This is a genomic window from Streptomyces sp. NBC_01232 (assembly GCF_035989885.1).
Lineage (GTDB): Bacteria > Actinomycetota > Actinomycetes > Streptomycetales > Streptomycetaceae > Streptomyces.
This window is the reverse complement of the sequence record NZ_CP108518.1, coordinates 1,049,738-1,063,420: the sequence shown is the minus strand read 5'-3', so window position 1 is coordinate 1,063,420 and position 13,683 is coordinate 1,049,738. Positions and strand designations below refer to the sequence as shown.

At 73.5% G+C, this 13,683-nt stretch carries 17 protein-coding genes and 2 pseudogenes; 6 read left to right on the top strand and 13 right to left on the bottom strand.

Going from position 1 to position 13,683, the window contains the following annotated elements:
• Positions 1-91 precede the first annotated feature (91 nt).
• Entirely contained in the window at positions 92-388 is a 297-nt protein-coding gene (locus OG444_RS05120) for a hypothetical protein (protein WP_327260973.1), read from the bottom strand.
• A 29-nt stretch (positions 389-417) separates the two neighbouring features.
• On the opposite strand from OG444_RS05120, the gene OG444_RS05115 reads away from it, so the two are divergent.
• On the top strand, positions 418-609 hold the full coding sequence (locus OG444_RS05115) for a hypothetical protein (RefSeq protein WP_327267073.1): 192 nt from the start codon (positions 418-420) through the stop codon (positions 607-609).
• 50 nt (positions 610-659) lie between these two features.
• On the opposite strand, the pseudogene OG444_RS05110 reads toward OG444_RS05115, so the two are convergent.
• From OG444_RS05110 to OG444_RS05070, 10 genes and pseudogenes are all read right to left on the bottom strand, one after another.
• A pseudogene (locus OG444_RS05110) lies at positions 660-993 on the bottom strand (C40 family peptidase); the annotation flags it as partial.
• A 72-nt stretch (positions 994-1,065) separates the two neighbouring features.
• Positions 1,066-1,437, bottom strand: coding sequence for a hypothetical protein (locus OG444_RS05105; RefSeq protein ID WP_327260972.1), 372 nt, complete (start codon positions 1,435-1,437; stop codon positions 1,066-1,068).
• Between the two features lie 75 nt (positions 1,438-1,512).
• Positions 1,513-1,767 (bottom strand): CHAT domain-containing protein, encoded by a 255-nt coding sequence (locus OG444_RS40735; RefSeq protein ID WP_405787723.1) that lies wholly within the window; start codon positions 1,765-1,767, stop codon positions 1,513-1,515.
• Positions 1,754-2,371, bottom strand: a pseudogene (locus OG444_RS40730) (CHAT domain-containing protein); the annotation flags it as partial. The pseudogene OG444_RS40730 and the gene OG444_RS40735, both read right to left, overlap by 14 nt.
• Positions 2,372-2,902: 531 nt before the next feature.
• The gene (gene thpR / locus OG444_RS05095) at positions 2,903-3,487 is read right to left on the bottom strand and encodes an RNA 2',3'-cyclic phosphodiesterase (RefSeq protein WP_327260970.1); all 585 of its coding nucleotides are present in this window, start codon (positions 3,485-3,487) and stop codon (positions 2,903-2,905) included.
• A gap of 103 nt (positions 3,488-3,590) precedes the next feature.
• Positions 3,591-4,901: a vWA domain-containing protein gene (locus OG444_RS05090; protein ID WP_405787720.1), complete on the bottom strand. Its 1,311-nt coding sequence runs from the start codon at positions 4,899-4,901 to the stop codon at positions 3,591-3,593.
• The gene (locus OG444_RS05085; protein WP_327260968.1) at positions 4,898-6,214 is read right to left on the bottom strand and encodes an AAA family ATPase; all 1,317 of its coding nucleotides are present in this window, start codon (positions 6,212-6,214) and stop codon (positions 4,898-4,900) included. Before OG444_RS05085 ends, OG444_RS05090 begins: the two co-directional genes overlap by 4 nt.
• A 65-nt stretch (positions 6,215-6,279) precedes the next feature.
• Positions 6,280-7,680 carry a hypothetical protein gene (locus tag OG444_RS05080; protein ID WP_327260967.1) on the bottom strand — a complete coding sequence of 467 codons (1,401 nt, stop codon included), beginning with the start codon at positions 7,678-7,680 and terminating at the stop codon, positions 6,280-6,282.
• 219 nt (positions 7,681-7,899) lie between these two features.
• The gene (locus OG444_RS05075; RefSeq protein ID WP_327260966.1) at positions 7,900-8,736 is read right to left on the bottom strand and encodes a CbtA family protein; all 837 of its coding nucleotides are present in this window, start codon (positions 8,734-8,736) and stop codon (positions 7,900-7,902) included.
• 12 nt (positions 8,737-8,748) lie between these two features.
• A complete protein-coding gene (locus OG444_RS05070) occupies positions 8,749-8,976 on the bottom strand; it encodes a CbtB domain-containing protein (RefSeq protein ID WP_030708804.1) in 228 nt (75 codons plus the stop codon).
• Between the two features lie 367 nt (positions 8,977-9,343).
• Between OG444_RS05070 and OG444_RS05065 the strand changes: the two genes are divergently transcribed.
• The 4 genes from OG444_RS05065 (at position 9,344) to OG444_RS05050 (ending at position 12,103) form a co-directional block, all read left to right on the top strand.
• The gene (locus OG444_RS05065; protein WP_327260965.1) at positions 9,344-10,612 is read left to right on the top strand and encodes an MFS transporter; all 1,269 of its coding nucleotides are present in this window, start codon (positions 9,344-9,346) and stop codon (positions 10,610-10,612) included.
• 12 nt (positions 10,613-10,624) lie between these two features.
• Complete coding sequence (locus OG444_RS05060; protein ID WP_327260964.1) at positions 10,625-10,993, top strand: VOC family protein; 369 nt, start codon at positions 10,625-10,627, stop codon at positions 10,991-10,993.
• A gap of 39 nt (positions 10,994-11,032) precedes the next feature.
• Positions 11,033-11,668 carry an alpha-ketoglutarate-dependent dioxygenase AlkB family protein gene (locus OG444_RS05055; RefSeq protein ID WP_327260963.1) on the top strand — a complete coding sequence of 212 codons (636 nt, stop codon included), beginning with the start codon at positions 11,033-11,035 and terminating at the stop codon, positions 11,666-11,668.
• A 63-nt stretch (positions 11,669-11,731) separates the two neighbouring features.
• Positions 11,732-12,103, top strand: a complete 372-nt coding sequence (locus OG444_RS05050) for a VOC family protein (RefSeq protein ID WP_327260962.1) — start codon at positions 11,732-11,734, stop codon at positions 12,101-12,103.
• Between the two features lie 9 nt (positions 12,104-12,112).
• Here OG444_RS05050 and OG444_RS05045 read toward each other — a convergent pair whose 3' ends face one another.
• A complete protein-coding gene (locus tag OG444_RS05045; protein ID WP_327260961.1) occupies positions 12,113-12,409 on the bottom strand; it encodes a YkvA family protein in 297 nt (98 codons plus the stop codon).
• Positions 12,410-12,416: 7 nt separating this feature from the next.
• Positions 12,417-12,929, bottom strand: coding sequence for a MarR family winged helix-turn-helix transcriptional regulator (locus tag OG444_RS05040; RefSeq protein WP_327260960.1), 513 nt, complete (start codon positions 12,927-12,929; stop codon positions 12,417-12,419).
• 121 nt (positions 12,930-13,050) lie between these two features.
• Between OG444_RS05040 and OG444_RS05035 the strand changes: the two genes are divergently transcribed.
• Complete coding sequence (locus OG444_RS05035) at positions 13,051-13,614, top strand: DoxX family membrane protein (RefSeq protein WP_327260959.1); 564 nt, start codon at positions 13,051-13,053, stop codon at positions 13,612-13,614.
• Positions 13,615-13,683: the final 69 nt, after the last annotated feature.

Genomic DNA, 13,683 nt, shown 5'->3' with positions numbered 1-13,683 from the left:
AACTGCGGCGCACGGCCCTTCCCGACCCGACCCGAGTCGGATCGGCAGGGGCACTGCCACCCCACGCTCTCGGCCCTGAGCCCTTGATCGGTCATCGATCCGGGGACGAGCGGTCAAGCCGGGCCGTGACGGGTGTCGCTGCGACGCCGTGCACGAGTACCGAGAGCAACACGGTGAACGTCACCACGGCCCACGGCCCACGGCCCACGGCCCACGGCTCGCGCGCGGGCGTGGCGAAATCGGCCTGGCCCAGAGCGTACGCAAGAGAGAAGAACGAGCCGACGCCCCGGAGACCGAACACCGCAATGACGACTCGTTCCTTCCCCGTGGCATGGCCCCGCATCTGGACGGCCCAGCCGACGGCCGGGCGGATCACCAGGAAGAGCATCAGCCCCAGGACAGCTCCGCGCCAGGTCAGTGCAGCAAGGCTTCCTGCGCCGCTCTGGTGGGCAGTGGCAGTTCAGCGCCCAGATGCAAGCGCAGGTCGCGCACCGGCCAGTGATGCGCGAGATCCAGCAGTGGATTGCCGATCACCCGGACGCAGACCTGTCCGTGGAAGTGGCCCGCCGGGCGAACCTGTCGCCGAGCCAGTTCAACCAGTCGTTCTGAAACTGCGAGGCGCCATGATCCCGAAGAGATTGACGGAACTGATCACGTTTCCCCGCCCGAAGGGCGTCGGTGCTCACCACGGCCCCTTCGTTGGCCTGGGTGTAGGGGTGCGGGTGAGTGAGACGCCGCCGGCCTGGTGGGCCATCTGCATGAGGGAGGAGCAGTCGCATCGCCCCCTCGGGTCCGTCCCCGAGGAGCGGAGCAAATCCCGCCCCACTGATAGGGGGTGCCGAGCTGTACCAGACCCCAACGAATGTCCGTCTGAACGGACTTCGGGGCGCCTGCTGGAATCTGGTAGCCGTCCGGCAGCGCACCCGGGGGAATGGGTCCGAACTCCGTACCGTCGCTGCGGCGCACGAGCTGGCAACCATCGCCCGACCCGCAGGTGGTCGACCGGCTCGGCCGGATCGGCGCGGAGTGGGGCTGAGGCCCGCGGCGGCGGGGGAGCGGCGCCGGTCACCCCGGCTCCTCCGTCAGCAGCAGCGTCCAGTAGGCGCCGCACCCGGCCCGCCCCTCGGGACGGCCCGGATGCGTGTCCTCGCAGGTGCACAGCATCGGTTCGACGCGATCGCCGGCCCGGGGCGCGGCCCGCAGGCGCCGGACGACGTCCTGGAAGGGGATCAGGCGAAGGCGCCGGAACACCTGGGCCGCCACCGGAACCTCCAGGACCGCCCCGCACCTCGGGCAGCTGCCGCGCAGCACCGTCACGTCCGGTCCGCCCTCCTCCAGAGTGAAGAGGGCGGCCGCGAGCGCCGCGTACTCGGGTGCGGTGATCTCCTCGTAGGGCAGATCGAGGGGCTGCGGGCCGGGTGGGGGCGTGACGCCCATGAGGCTCCTCGGAACGTGGAACTGGTGGAGTGCGGAAGGGTGAAGGGTGGTGGCAGGGTGTCCGTGCGACGCCGGCTACGGCCCGATGTGCGCGAAGGGCATCCACGCGCTGGGCCGGTCCGGCTCGGCGTCACGCAGTCGCCGGGTCGCGGTGTGCAGCGCGTGCGCGGACCGGGCCGGGGAGAAGCGCCCGCCCGCCGTGAGCTCCTCGTACACCGTGGCGGACACGGCCGCGGCCGACCGGTCGTAGACGGACCACAGGGTGCCGATGACGTGCCGGTATCCGGTGTACAGGATCGTGGAGTGCCGCCGCCAGGGTGATGACCTCATCGGTCAGCGTCAGTCCGCCGGTCGCCGTCTTGCAGGCTGACAGGAAGGCGAACTCCCCCCGGTGGTGCCCGGCGGCGACGTCCTGGACGGTCAGGACCCGGTCGCTGAGCAGCAGCCCGCCGCGGGAGGGGTCCGACAGGTCCTGGTCGCCATGGCAGCTGAAGTGCACCCAGGGGTGGCGGGCCGGCCCGGCGCGCACGGCGTCCCAGGTGGCGGCCCTGCCCTCCAGCAGAGTGTGCCGGTCCGCGAACAGGCCGGTCAGCAGGTCGCGTTCGGTGTTCACCGCGGGGAGGGGAAGCTCGCCGGGCGTCTCCGCCAGGGCCACGACCAGCATCCGCGGGTCGCCGTGGCCGGGCGGGCGGCCCGGCCGGGACGCCTCCAGGAGCGCGCGCAGCGTCGGGGTGTACGAGGACACGGCGCGGTCGATGACCGTGCGCGGGGCGACGCCGGCGGGCGCGGGGGAGTGGTGCCCGGCGGCGTGCAGCGGCAGCAGGTTGAGCAGCCCGGTGGGGCACCACCACACCCGGGGGTACGCCTCGCCCGGCGCCGGTGCGTCATGGATCCCGAGGGTCTCCAGGGCCGGGCCGGTGATCCGGTCCCCCATCCACGCGGCGAGGTCCGTCAGCCCCGACTCCATGGTGTCGCGGGCCTGCCGCAGGGCGCGGCTCGCGGCGGAGTGGCGCCGGGTCGCCTCCAGGGTGGGCGCGCTGTTCTCGAACGCCCGCCGGGCGAGGAGCAGTTCCCGCACCGCCTGCTCGACGGCCCGCAGCAGTGCCAGGTAGCCCTCGGCGCGCTGCTGGACCTCGGCGGAGGTGAGGTCACCCAGTGGGGTGACCCGGACGCCCCGGAGGGTGACGATGACGGCGTCGCACCGCCAGCGGCTGATGTTCACCAGGACCACGGGGCCGCCCCGCGCGGCCGGAAGGAGGTCGTCGAGCCCCGGCGGCCGCAGGAAGTCCTCGAAGCCGGAGGTCCCCCGCACCCGTTCCACCAGCTCGTCCCACTCGCGGGCCAGTGCCATCCTGCGTTCGTCCGCCCGCTCGGCCCGCCGCGCGGCCCCGTCCGATGATTGCGCCGTCACCCCGCGGCCCCCTCGCTGTCCGGAAGACCTGTCAGCGTAGCGGCGCCGCCGGGCTCAGTTCGCGCCGTCGAAGGGCCAGGCGCGGATGTCGCGGTAGTGGATGGGGCCGGGGCCGCGGCCCGTGTTGCTCCCGACGAGGTGCAGCCGCCCGGCCTCCCACCGGCGGCCGGTGAAGGCGTCGAGCCCGGCGGCGGCCTCCACCGCGCTGGTGGTGTCGTGGCGCCGGGCGCGGGCCAGTGTCAGATGGGGGCGCAGCGGCCGGCCGTGGAAGGGGATGCCGCAGTCGGTGACCGCGGTCCGTACGTCGGCGGCGAGGAGGTGCAGTCCTTCGAGGTCTCCGTTGATTCCGGTCCACAGGACCCGCTCGTCGAAGTGCCCGCCGCCGCGCAGCCCGAGCCGCAGCGGCGGCCTGGTCGCCGCGAGGCCGGCGAGCGGCGGCTCCAGGAGGGCGACGGCGCTGACCGGGAGCTCGCCCAGGAAGGCCAGGGTGATGTGCCAGTCCTCGATGCGGTTCCAGCGCATGCGCGGGTACGCGGCGTAGGCGGGCAGCAGCCGCTGCTCCAGCTCCTCCTTCGCGTCGTCGGGCGGGGCGAGCGCTATGAACACGCGGACGGTCGCTGCCTGGGGTTCTTCGTTCACGAGGGTCTTCGTATCCTGTCCGGCCCGCTTCCGTCACATTCGGCCCCCGGGTGTTCGGCCGCCGCCCCGCCTCCGCGCCGGATCCACCGCCCCGCGTACGGGGTCAGCGGGAGCCGGAACCGATGGTCACCACACGCGCCCAGGCGGGCGGCGCGTCCGGCACGTAGTCGGGATCGTTCTCGTTCCACCGGCCCGCCCGCTGCCGGGGGAAGAGCCCCACCACCGTTCGGCACGGCGGCCGGCCGGCCGGCCAGGGCGTCTGCCCGTCGGTCAGGACCACGATCACGTCCGGCCGGGGCCCCGTACCGAGGGCCTTGGCGAAGCCCGTGCGCAGATCCGTACCCCCGCCGCCCAGCAGCGGGATTCCCTCGCCGGTGCACAGCGGGTGCACGATACGGGCCGCCGCGTCGCACGGGACCACGCTGACCATGTCGCTACGGCCGCCCACGGCGCGGGCGATCGCCGCGACCTCCAGCAGCGCACTGCCCAGTTCGTCGTCGCTGACCGAACCGGAGGTGTCGATGACCACACAGACCCGGGGCGGTCTGCGCCGCAGGCTCGGCAGCACGGCCCCGGGCACCGCGGCCGAGCGCCGCGACGGCCGGGCGTAGCTGTAGTCCTCGCCCGCACCCGCCCCGGAGGCCGCGGACCGGACGGCCGCCCCCAGCAGCTCCCGCCAGGGCTGCGGCGGGTGGAAGGCCTCCTCCGCCCACCGCCGCCACCCCGCGGGGGCGGTGCCCGGACGGCCGTTGATCCCCTGCGCCACCCGGAACCGCACCGCGTCCTGCTCCTGCGCGCTGAGCCCGTGCGCTCCGTCCGGCCCCAGGTCCCAGGCGCGTTCCAGGCCGTCGGCGCCGCTGCCGCAGTCCAGCCAGACCAGGTCCTGGGTCCGGGCCCCGAGCCCGAACTGGCGCAGGTAGTCCTCCATGAGCTGTCCCGGGGACAGCCCCAAGTACTCCGGTGTCACGACCCCTTCGGGCTGAACCAGCCCCTCGCCGTACACGTCGTCGTTGATCTCGCAGTCGGCGGCGATGTTCATCCGCAGCCGTTCCCCCGGGCCGGTCAGCCCGCGCTCCCGTGCCACCCGGTCACCGCGCCCGTGATGGTCGCGCAGCAGGTGGGACACCTCGTGGACCCAGACCCCGGCGAGCTCCTCGACCGGTGTCCGGTCCACGAACCCGGGCGAGACGTAGCAGCGCCAGTGCCGGTCGACGGCCATCGTCGGAACCCGCCGTGACTCCACCGTGTGCAGGGCGAACAGCGCCGTCGCCAGGTAGGGCCGTACTCGGGCGGCGTGCAGCCGGGCCGCGAAGAGCTTCTCCAGATCCAGGGCCCCTGCCACGGATGGCTCCGCCGGAAGTGCTCCCGTGTCGTGTGCCGGCGCCGTACGTGCCCCCGCCGGGCGGGCGCTCATCGGCCGGCCCCCACGGGGTCTGCGGTGCGCGCGGCCGCACGCTCCGCCGAGAGGTCCGCCCGCCGGGACAGCGTCACCACTCCGGCGAGCCGCTCGATGGCCTCCGGAACGTCCCAGTCCTCCTGGCGCAGCGTGGCGAGCGTGGTCGCGGGGACGACCACCAGGTCGGGGGCGCCCGTTTCCAGCGCCCGCACCAGCAGCGCCCACGCTGCGTCCCAGCGGGCCTTGTCCGGGCGCTTGCGGACCGCCGCCACCACCCCGTCGAGCGTGGCCTGGCGCCGGTCTCCGCGCTCGGGGAGGTCGGCGCCCGCCGGGTCGGCGAGCAGTTCCTCCGGGTCGGGGAGGTCCATCCGGTCCAGGCAGGCCAGCAGCTCCAGCCCCGGACCGTCCCCCACCGCCCCCCTGACCAGCATGGAGAGCACCTCCCTGGAGGATCCGGCCGCCTCCGCGAAGGCGAGCAGCCGGATCGTCATGTCCCAGCTGCGGGGCGACGGCCACGCGCCGCCCCGGCGGGTCTCGGTGCTGGGCAGCCGGTGCACGAGCGCCGGGCGGGTGGTGAGGAGTCCGCACACCGCACGGCGGGCGTGGTCCACGGCGGCCGGCAGCTTCGCGGGGTCCAGGTGCGGGAGCGTCGCCCGGGGCCAGGTCCCGCCGAGCCCGCGGATCACGACGTCGTGGTCGTGGGCCCACTGGAGGTGGATGAACCGGTTGGCCAGGGGCGGGCTCAGCTCCCAGCCGTCGGCGGCCGAGCCCCGCGGGTTGGCCGCGGCCACGATCCGGACCCCGGGCGGCAGTTGCAGCGAGCCGATCCGCCGCTCGAGCACGAGCCGGAGCAGAGCGGCCTGGACGGCCGGCGGTGCGGTGGACAGCTCGTCCAGGAACAACAGCCCGCGCCCGGCCCGTACGAGCCGCACGGCCCAGTCCGGCGGGGCCATCGGGACACCCTGCTCCGCGGGATCGTCCCCGACGATCGGCAGACCGGAGAAGTCGGACGGCTCGTGCACACTGGCGATCACCGTGGTCAGGGGCAGGTCCAGCGCTTCGGCGAGCTGGGTCAGGGCCGCGGTCTTGCCGATGCCGGGCTCACCCCACAGGAGTACCGGCAGGTCGGCGGCCACGGCCAGGGTCAGTGCCTCCAGCTGGTCGTCGGGGCGCGGTTCGGTGGTGGTGTCGCGCAGCAGGGTGAGCAACTCGTCGGCGACGGCGAGCCGGGACGGGTGCCCGTGGACCGTCTCCGAGGGGATGCCGGGGATGCCCGGGTTGCCGGGCCGGTCGGAGGTACCGGCGGATGCGAACGGGGTGTACGAGGGCATGGGTGATCACCTGTGGGTTCGTGGAGAGGGTGTGGTCCGGCGGGCCCGGGGAACGGGCCCCCGGGTCAGCGGCGTTGTGCCTGGCGCGGGTGGAGCCGGTGGTCGCGCGGGCGGCGGTCGCGCGGGCGGGTCCGGCCGGGTGCGGGTCCGGTCAGGCCCGACCGGAACAGCCCGTAGGTGACCCGCCGTAGCGCGGCCGCCTCCAGCTCGTCCCGCAGCGCCCCGGCGCGCAGCAGGGCGTCGGGGCCGAGCAGCCCTTCCACCACGGCGAGCGCACCGGCGATGTCGCCGTGGTCCAGCCGTTCGCGGACCCCGGTCAGGCAGTCCGGCTGACGGTGCGCCGCGTCGATGGCCTGCATGCAGGGCAGGGGAGTGCCGGTCAGCGCGGCCAGCAGCTCCTCCCGGCGGATCTCGGCCGGGTCGTGGTCCAGTGGTGCCAGCACCCCGTCGACCAGACCGATCCGGTGCAGATCTCCCCGGCATTCGACGACGCGTGGCCCGCCCGCGCGGTCCGCGGTCGCGGTCGGCCCGGTGGGCGCACGGTCGGGTACCAGCGCCGAGGCGACCAGCGGGTGCAGCCGGCCCGCCTCGATCGATCCGTCGCGGATCAGCTCCAGGTCGGGCAGGGTCCACGTCGCGGCGTCGGGGAGTACCGCAAGCGCGGAGGCGCTGCCGTCGGCGGGCGCCCCGATCCGCAGGACGGGAGGGCCCGGGCCGTCCGCGACCAGGTCCAGCAGCAGCCGCTGCCGGGCTCCCAGCCGCACGACGAGGCCGCCGGTGTGCCGGCCCTCGGCGCGGAGCAGGATTCCGGCTTCGGCGGCCCACCGGTCGACGGCGCACCGGTGCCCCGGCGGGAGGGCCCGTAGGAGCTCGGGGTCCGGCTCGGGAAGGCCGTTGCCGGGCAGCACGTCGGCCCCGGCGCGGACCCGCAGCTCGTCGGTCCTGCGGGCGTCCCACAGATGACGGTGCAGGTCGAAGCGGAACCGCCGGTCGGGACGGGCCCGGCGACGCGGATCGCCCCAGGGGCCGGCCTCGGAGCGGGAGCCGTCCCAGAGGGCGAGGCTGATCCGCTGGCCACCGTCCGCCCACGCGGGCGGAGTCCGCGCCACGAGGTGCACGGGGCGTGGATCGCCTTGTGATGCCGTGTCGTAGCGGGCCAGTGGGACGGTCAGCCCGGGGCGCAGCAGTCCGTCGGGAGCGATGCGCGGCATGTGCCAGCGCAACAGGTCGGGAGCCAGATGGCGGAGATCGGCCCGGATCCGGGCCGCGAGGTCGTGGCCGCGCGAGCGCGCCAGGTAACGCAGATTGAAATCGACGTCGATGCCTGCGGCGGCGCACGCACCGGCCCAGTCACCGGCGGAGCGGCGGGCGGTCGCAGTTTCGATCATGGACGCCGGCACGGCGTACTCGCGTACGCGGAGCCAGAAGGAAAGGCGGGAATTCCCCTGCACGTTCTGAGTGAGCATCAGCGCTCACCTTGCGTGGTGGGGACCCCCAATCTGTGAACAGCAGAATGAGTGGTCATCACGATGATCGTAGCGCTCCCCACCGCCACGGGCCAGATCTTTCTCCCGGAGCGCAGGCGGTGGCCCGCCGGCGCGTGCTGCCCGTACGCACCTGTGCCCGGGCCCCGCCGCCCCACGAGGGGGTGGCGGAACCCGGGCACGAAGGCGTGGCGGGTGGCGTCAGCCGAGGGCGGGCGCCTTCTGCTGATCCGCAGCCGCGACGTCCGCACCAGCGGTGCGCGCGGCCAGGAGCCGCTGGGCGAGCACACCGAAGACGACGGCGAACACCGCCCACAGCACCAGCTGGACGGCCAGCGAGGCGACCCGGAACTCCCACAGCAGGGCTGCGGGGAAACCGGGCTGGACCGCGTCGCTGTTGTCCGGCAGGAACACGAACGCCACGGCGGCGGCGACGATGAAGCCGCCGCTCGCGGCCAGCGTCGCGTTCCAGTTGCCCAGGCGCGGTGCCAGCCGCCGCCCGAGGATGATCGCGCCGACGCCGAGGAGCACGCTGAGCAGGATCATCAGGAAGAACAGCGTGGTGCGCTGTCCGATGGTGTCCGGGTTGCCGACCGCCGGCGGGGTGGCCGGGTACTTGAGGAACGGCACCAGGTAGACCGTGGCGAAGGCGCCCGCCGCGGTGAGTGCCGCCGTGGCCCGCGGGCTGAACCCGCCGACGCGACCGAGGGCGAACGAGAACGCGAGCGAGGCGATGCCGCCCAGCGCGACCCCGTAGACCAGGACACCCGTGGCCAGGCCGAGGGTCGACTGAACCGGTCGGCTGACCAGCTCTTCCTCCTCCTCGGCGGCCGCGCCCGACGTGGCGTCACCACCGTGGCCGGCGTGACCGCTCGGGGCGCTCGCGGCGTCCTTGGCGGCCTGGGCCTCCTCCACGGCGATGGAACCGCGTACCGGCGGCTCACCCACCACGTAGGCGACGGCGAAGGCGAACAGTCCTGCTATCAGGCCCGCGAGCATGCCGCGGACCAGCAGACCTCTGACAGTGGAGGCGTACATGTGCGTGGCCTCTCAGTGGCAGGGGAAGCCGAGCAGGTGACGACCGTCGTGCACCCACTCGTGCACGCCCTCGCCGGCGAACACGGCCGTCGCACCCTGTTCGGCACCGACGAAGTACAGGGCGACGAGCATCAGGAGACCGACGAAGAGCGCCCAGGGCAGGACGGCGCGCACGGGCAGCGGGGCCGACAGGGAGCCGGCGGGGGTGGATACAGCAGCGGAAGCAACAGCCTCGGCCATGATGGAACCTCCTCGGGGAACAACGCGTCCCATATGGTGGTGCAGGACGACGGTCCTCGGGTCTGACTCGCCGCGTCGCCACCCCGGGGGGTGCCGTCGCAGCACACAGTGGCGCGACCATGCCGGATTCACACCGGACTTCCGTCTCGCCGTCGTCGCTATGTGGAAATGTCGCCGTGACGCTACCGTGCGCCGGGCCTGCGGCCAAGACCGTGAGTCTCTGATCACACGCCTACGCTGCGGTAATGCGGCTTCGGTCCGTTCGGGGGAGCCGGCAGAGTCCACCAACTGGACGGCCAGGACTGCTAGAATGGCTCCGCTGGCCTTCGGCGTGCGTGCCCCGTGCATGTGTCCGGAGGCTTTTTTCATGCCCTCACATCCCTGCACGAGTCCTGCCGCCGACCCTTCCACCACCCCCTCCACCGGTTACCGGGAGCTGCTCCGCAACAAGGAGTTCAGCGGCCTCTACGCCGGCTTCACCCTCACCGTCGCCGCGAGCACTTTGTCCGGGATCGCGCTCGGCACCCTGGTCGACCGGCAGACCGGCTCCCCGTTCCTGACGGCCGTGAGCATGTACGGCGCCACCTTCGCGACGGTCCTCGGCGCACTGACGCTGATGTCGGTCGCGGACGGGAAACGGCCCCACCGCACCCTGGTCGTGCTCCAACTCGCCTCGCTGGCAGGAGTCGGGGCCCAGGCCGTACCGGGGCTGCCGCTCGCTGCCCGGTTCGCCCTGCTGCTGACGCTGGGCCTCTTCCAGTCCCTCGGAACCGGCACACGGCTTGGGCTCCTCGCCGAAGTCGTACCCATCAGCGCCTACGCGCCCGCCCGTTCGCTGATGAACATCACCTCGGGCGGTACGGCGATCGCCGGCTACGCCGTCGGAGCCGTGCTGCTGCGGCACCTGAGCCCGCAGGGCGTCTTCGCCGTCGCGGCTGCCCTGACCGCCCTCGGTTCGGCCGTGGTGGCGGCCACCGTCCGGGAACACTCGATCCGGCCCACCCGCCGCCCCGGCCTGCGCCGGACCTGGACGACGAACGCCGAACTCCTCTCCCACCCCGGCCGCCGGACGCTGCTGCTGAACCTGTGGGTCCCGAACGGTCTGATCGTCGGCTGCGAAGCCCTGTTCATCTCCTACGACCCCCGCCACGCGGGCACCTTCCTCGCCGCCGGGGCGGCGGGCATGCTCCTCGGGGACCTGGCCGTCGGCCGGCTGCTCGACGCCGGCCAGCGACGCCGCTGCGCCTTCGCCCTGCGGTTGCTGCTCGCCGTCCCCTTCCTGCTGTTCGCCGTCCATCCGCCCGTCCCGGTCCTGGCGGTCGCGGTGTTCGTCGCCAGTGCCGGGTTCGCGGCCACCCTGCCCCTCCAGGAACAGCTCCTCGAACAGACTCCCGACCGGATCCGCGGCCAGGTCCAGGGGGTCGAGTCGGCCGGCCGGATGACCTGGCAGGGCCTCGGCGCCGCGATGGCCGGCGGCCTGGCCCAGTACCTCGCCCCGGGCACCGCGATAGCCGTTGTCGCCGGTATCTCGGTGGCGGTCACCGTGCTGTGCCGCCCGTCCCGCCGCCCGACCCGCCCTACGGGGCCGGGTGCGTCGGGACGGGGCCGGACCTACCGTGGGACCACGGGCGAGTGACGGGAGCCGACGATGGCCGGTGAGGTTTCCTTCTTCGAGCTGGGCGTGGGCGACGGCGAGCGGGCCCGGAAGTTCTTCGGCGGCCTGTTCGGCTGGGCGTTCGAGCCCGGCCCGAGCGACGGCGGCGGCTTCGCGATCCGGACGCCCAACGTCCCCGGCGGACTGCACGGCGACGACCCCGGCGCCCGCCCGTACCTCTTCTTCGCGGTCGACGACATGGACGCGGCCCTCGAGCGGGTCCGCGCGCTCGGCGGCTCCGTCGACGAGGCCGGTCCGGGGAGCGGCGAGGAGTCGATCGCCCGGTTCGGCCGCTTCCGGCTGTGCCACGACGACCAGGGCACGCCCTTCGGCCTGCACCGGCCGCCGCCGCAGCGCGATTGATTCGCTCACATGTTCGGTTCATGGGGTTAGGCTGGGGTCATGCACGCAGTCCAGGGCCTCCAGGGTTCCCTCTTCGACCAGGGCGACGAGATCGTGCCGGGTCCGCTCGACGGCATGCGGCGGACCCGGCTCGGGGCCGGGGCCTGGGTCGACCACCTGCCGGGCTGGCTGAGCGGGGCCGACGCGCTCTTCGAGCGGCTGGCCGCCGACGTGCCCTGGCGGGCCGAGCGGCGCCAGATGTACGAGCGCGAGGTGGAGGTGCCCCGGCTGCTCGCCTTCTACGGCGAGGCCGAGCCCCTGCCGCATCCCTCGCTCACGGCCGCCCGCGAGACGCTGACCGGCCACTACGCCGCCGAGCTGGGCGAGCCCTTCACCACCGCCGGGCTGTGCCTGTACCGCGACGGCCGCGACAGCGTCGCCTGGCACGGGGACCGGACCGGCCGCTCCTCGACCGAGGACACCATGGTGGCCATCGTGTCCGTCGGTGACCCGCGCGATCTCGCCTTCCGCCCCCGGGACGGCGGGGCCACCCTGCTGCGGCTGCCCCTGGGGCACGGTGACCTCGTGGTCATGGGCGGCTCCTGCCAGCGGACCATGGAGCACGCCGTGCCCAAGTCGGCGCGGGCCGTCGGCCCCCGCATCAGCATCCAGTTCCGCCCCCACGGCGTCCGCTGACCGCGCGCCGGCCTCCCTCGGCCGGAGTTGCGGCCCGATCCGGGGGCGTCCAGGCTGGTGCGCATGGATCTGGGCGCCTTCTCCGTGAGCCTTACCGTGCGCGACCTCGACGCCTCGAAGGCGTTCTACGAGAATCTCGGATTCACCGTCTCCGGCGGGAACCCCGAGCAGAAGTGGCTGATCCTCAAGAACGGCGATGTCGTGATCGGGCTGTTCGTGGGCATGTTCGAGAAGAACATGCTGACCTTCAACCCGGGCTGGGACGCCAACGCGAGCGCGCTCGACTCGTTCACCGACATCCGCGGCGTGCAGCGGCGGCTGAAGGCGCGAGGGGTGGAGTTCCTGACGGAGGTCGACGAGTCGGGATCGGGTCCGGGGAGCTTCCTCATCCTCGACCCGGACGGCAATCCGGTCCTCTTCGACCAGCACGTCTGACCGTCCGGCTCAGACGATGGCGCCCGGATCCTTCGAGGTGCGGACGGCGCCTGCCGCCGCATGCAGCGAGCGCAGCGCCAGCAGCAGGAACCCGACGTCGTCCAGGTACACCGGGTCGGGAATCAGGTCCACGGGCGAGATCGTGTAGACGACGGCGGCCCAGAACAGGGCCTTGTCCTGCAGGGGGATGCCCGAATCCAGCAGCAGCTTCCGCGCCGCGAAGACCCGTACCAGCAGCACGGCCGCGGCGATCGCGAGCCCCACTGCGAGGATCACGCCCAGGGCGAGCCAGACCTTTCCGTCCATGGCGGCCCTATACCCCGATATCGGGTTTCGATACCTGGCCGGCGTCCGGACCCACCTGGGCGCCCTGTCCGCGCAGGCGGCGCCCGACCTCGCCCAGCCCGTCCGCGAGCGCGTCGAGCTGCCCGGGGGTCAGGACGTCCACGAGGATCTCGCGGACGGTCGCCACGTGGCCCGGGGCGGCCTCCTCCAGCTTGGCGCTGCCGGCGTCGGTGAGGACGGCGAAGACGCCGCGCACATCGGAGGGGCAGCTGCGGCGGCGCACCAGACCGGCCTTCTCCATCTGTGTGACCTGGTAGGTCAGGCCGCTCTTGGAGTTGATCAGGCCGTTGGCGAGCTCGGTCATCCGCAGTTCGCGCCCGGGTGCCGCGGCGAGGCGTACGAGGATCTCGTACTGGGGGTGCGAGAGCCCGGCATCGTCCTTGAGCTGCTGGTCGAGACGCCGGTTCACCAGCGCCGACGCGGCGAGGAAACCGCTCCAGGCGCGCATCTCGCGGTCGTCCAGCCATCTCGGTTCAGCCATGGCCCCACCCTACACGGGTTGTTCCAATTTGAATCAGTGGTTAGGGTCGCGGTCAGCGGTTCGAATTTGAACAACTCTGCCCCTGCCCCCCCGGGCCGCCCGACCGGAAGGACCCCCCCTGATGACCAGCCCCTCCGCCACCGCGACGAAGCCCCAGGCCACCGCACCGGCCACGCACCCCCGGCCCGCAGTCCTCTCCACCCCGGGTCACGACACCGGCCTGCTGCTCCTGCGCCTCGTCCTCGGCCTGACCATGGCCGCGCACGGCTCGCAGAAGCTGTTCGGCTGGTTCGGTGGCGGCGGTATCAGCGGCACCGGCCAGTTCTTCACCGCCAGCGGCTACCCCGCCGGTGACGCCATGGCGGTCCTCGCCGGCCTCACCGAGACGCTCGGCGGGCTCGGCCTCGCCCTCGGCCTGCTCACCCCGCTCGCCGGCGCCGCGATCGTCGGCACCCTGATCAACGCCATCGCCGTTCACGGCGCCGACGCCTTCTTCGCCCCGAAGGGCATCGAGTACGAGCTGCTGCTCACCGCGGGCGCCGCCGCCCTCGCCCTCACCGGCCCCGGACGGTACGCCGTCGACCGGTTCCTGCCCGTCCTGCGCAGCCACCGCCTCGCGCACGGCGCCCTGGCCGTCACCCTCGGCGTGGTCCTCGCCGCCGTACTGCTCCTCGTCCGCGACTAGGACCGCCCCGCCGATGGCGCCGGCAGCGCCGACACTGCCGATCGTGTCGGGCGGGCCGCAGTGGTCCGC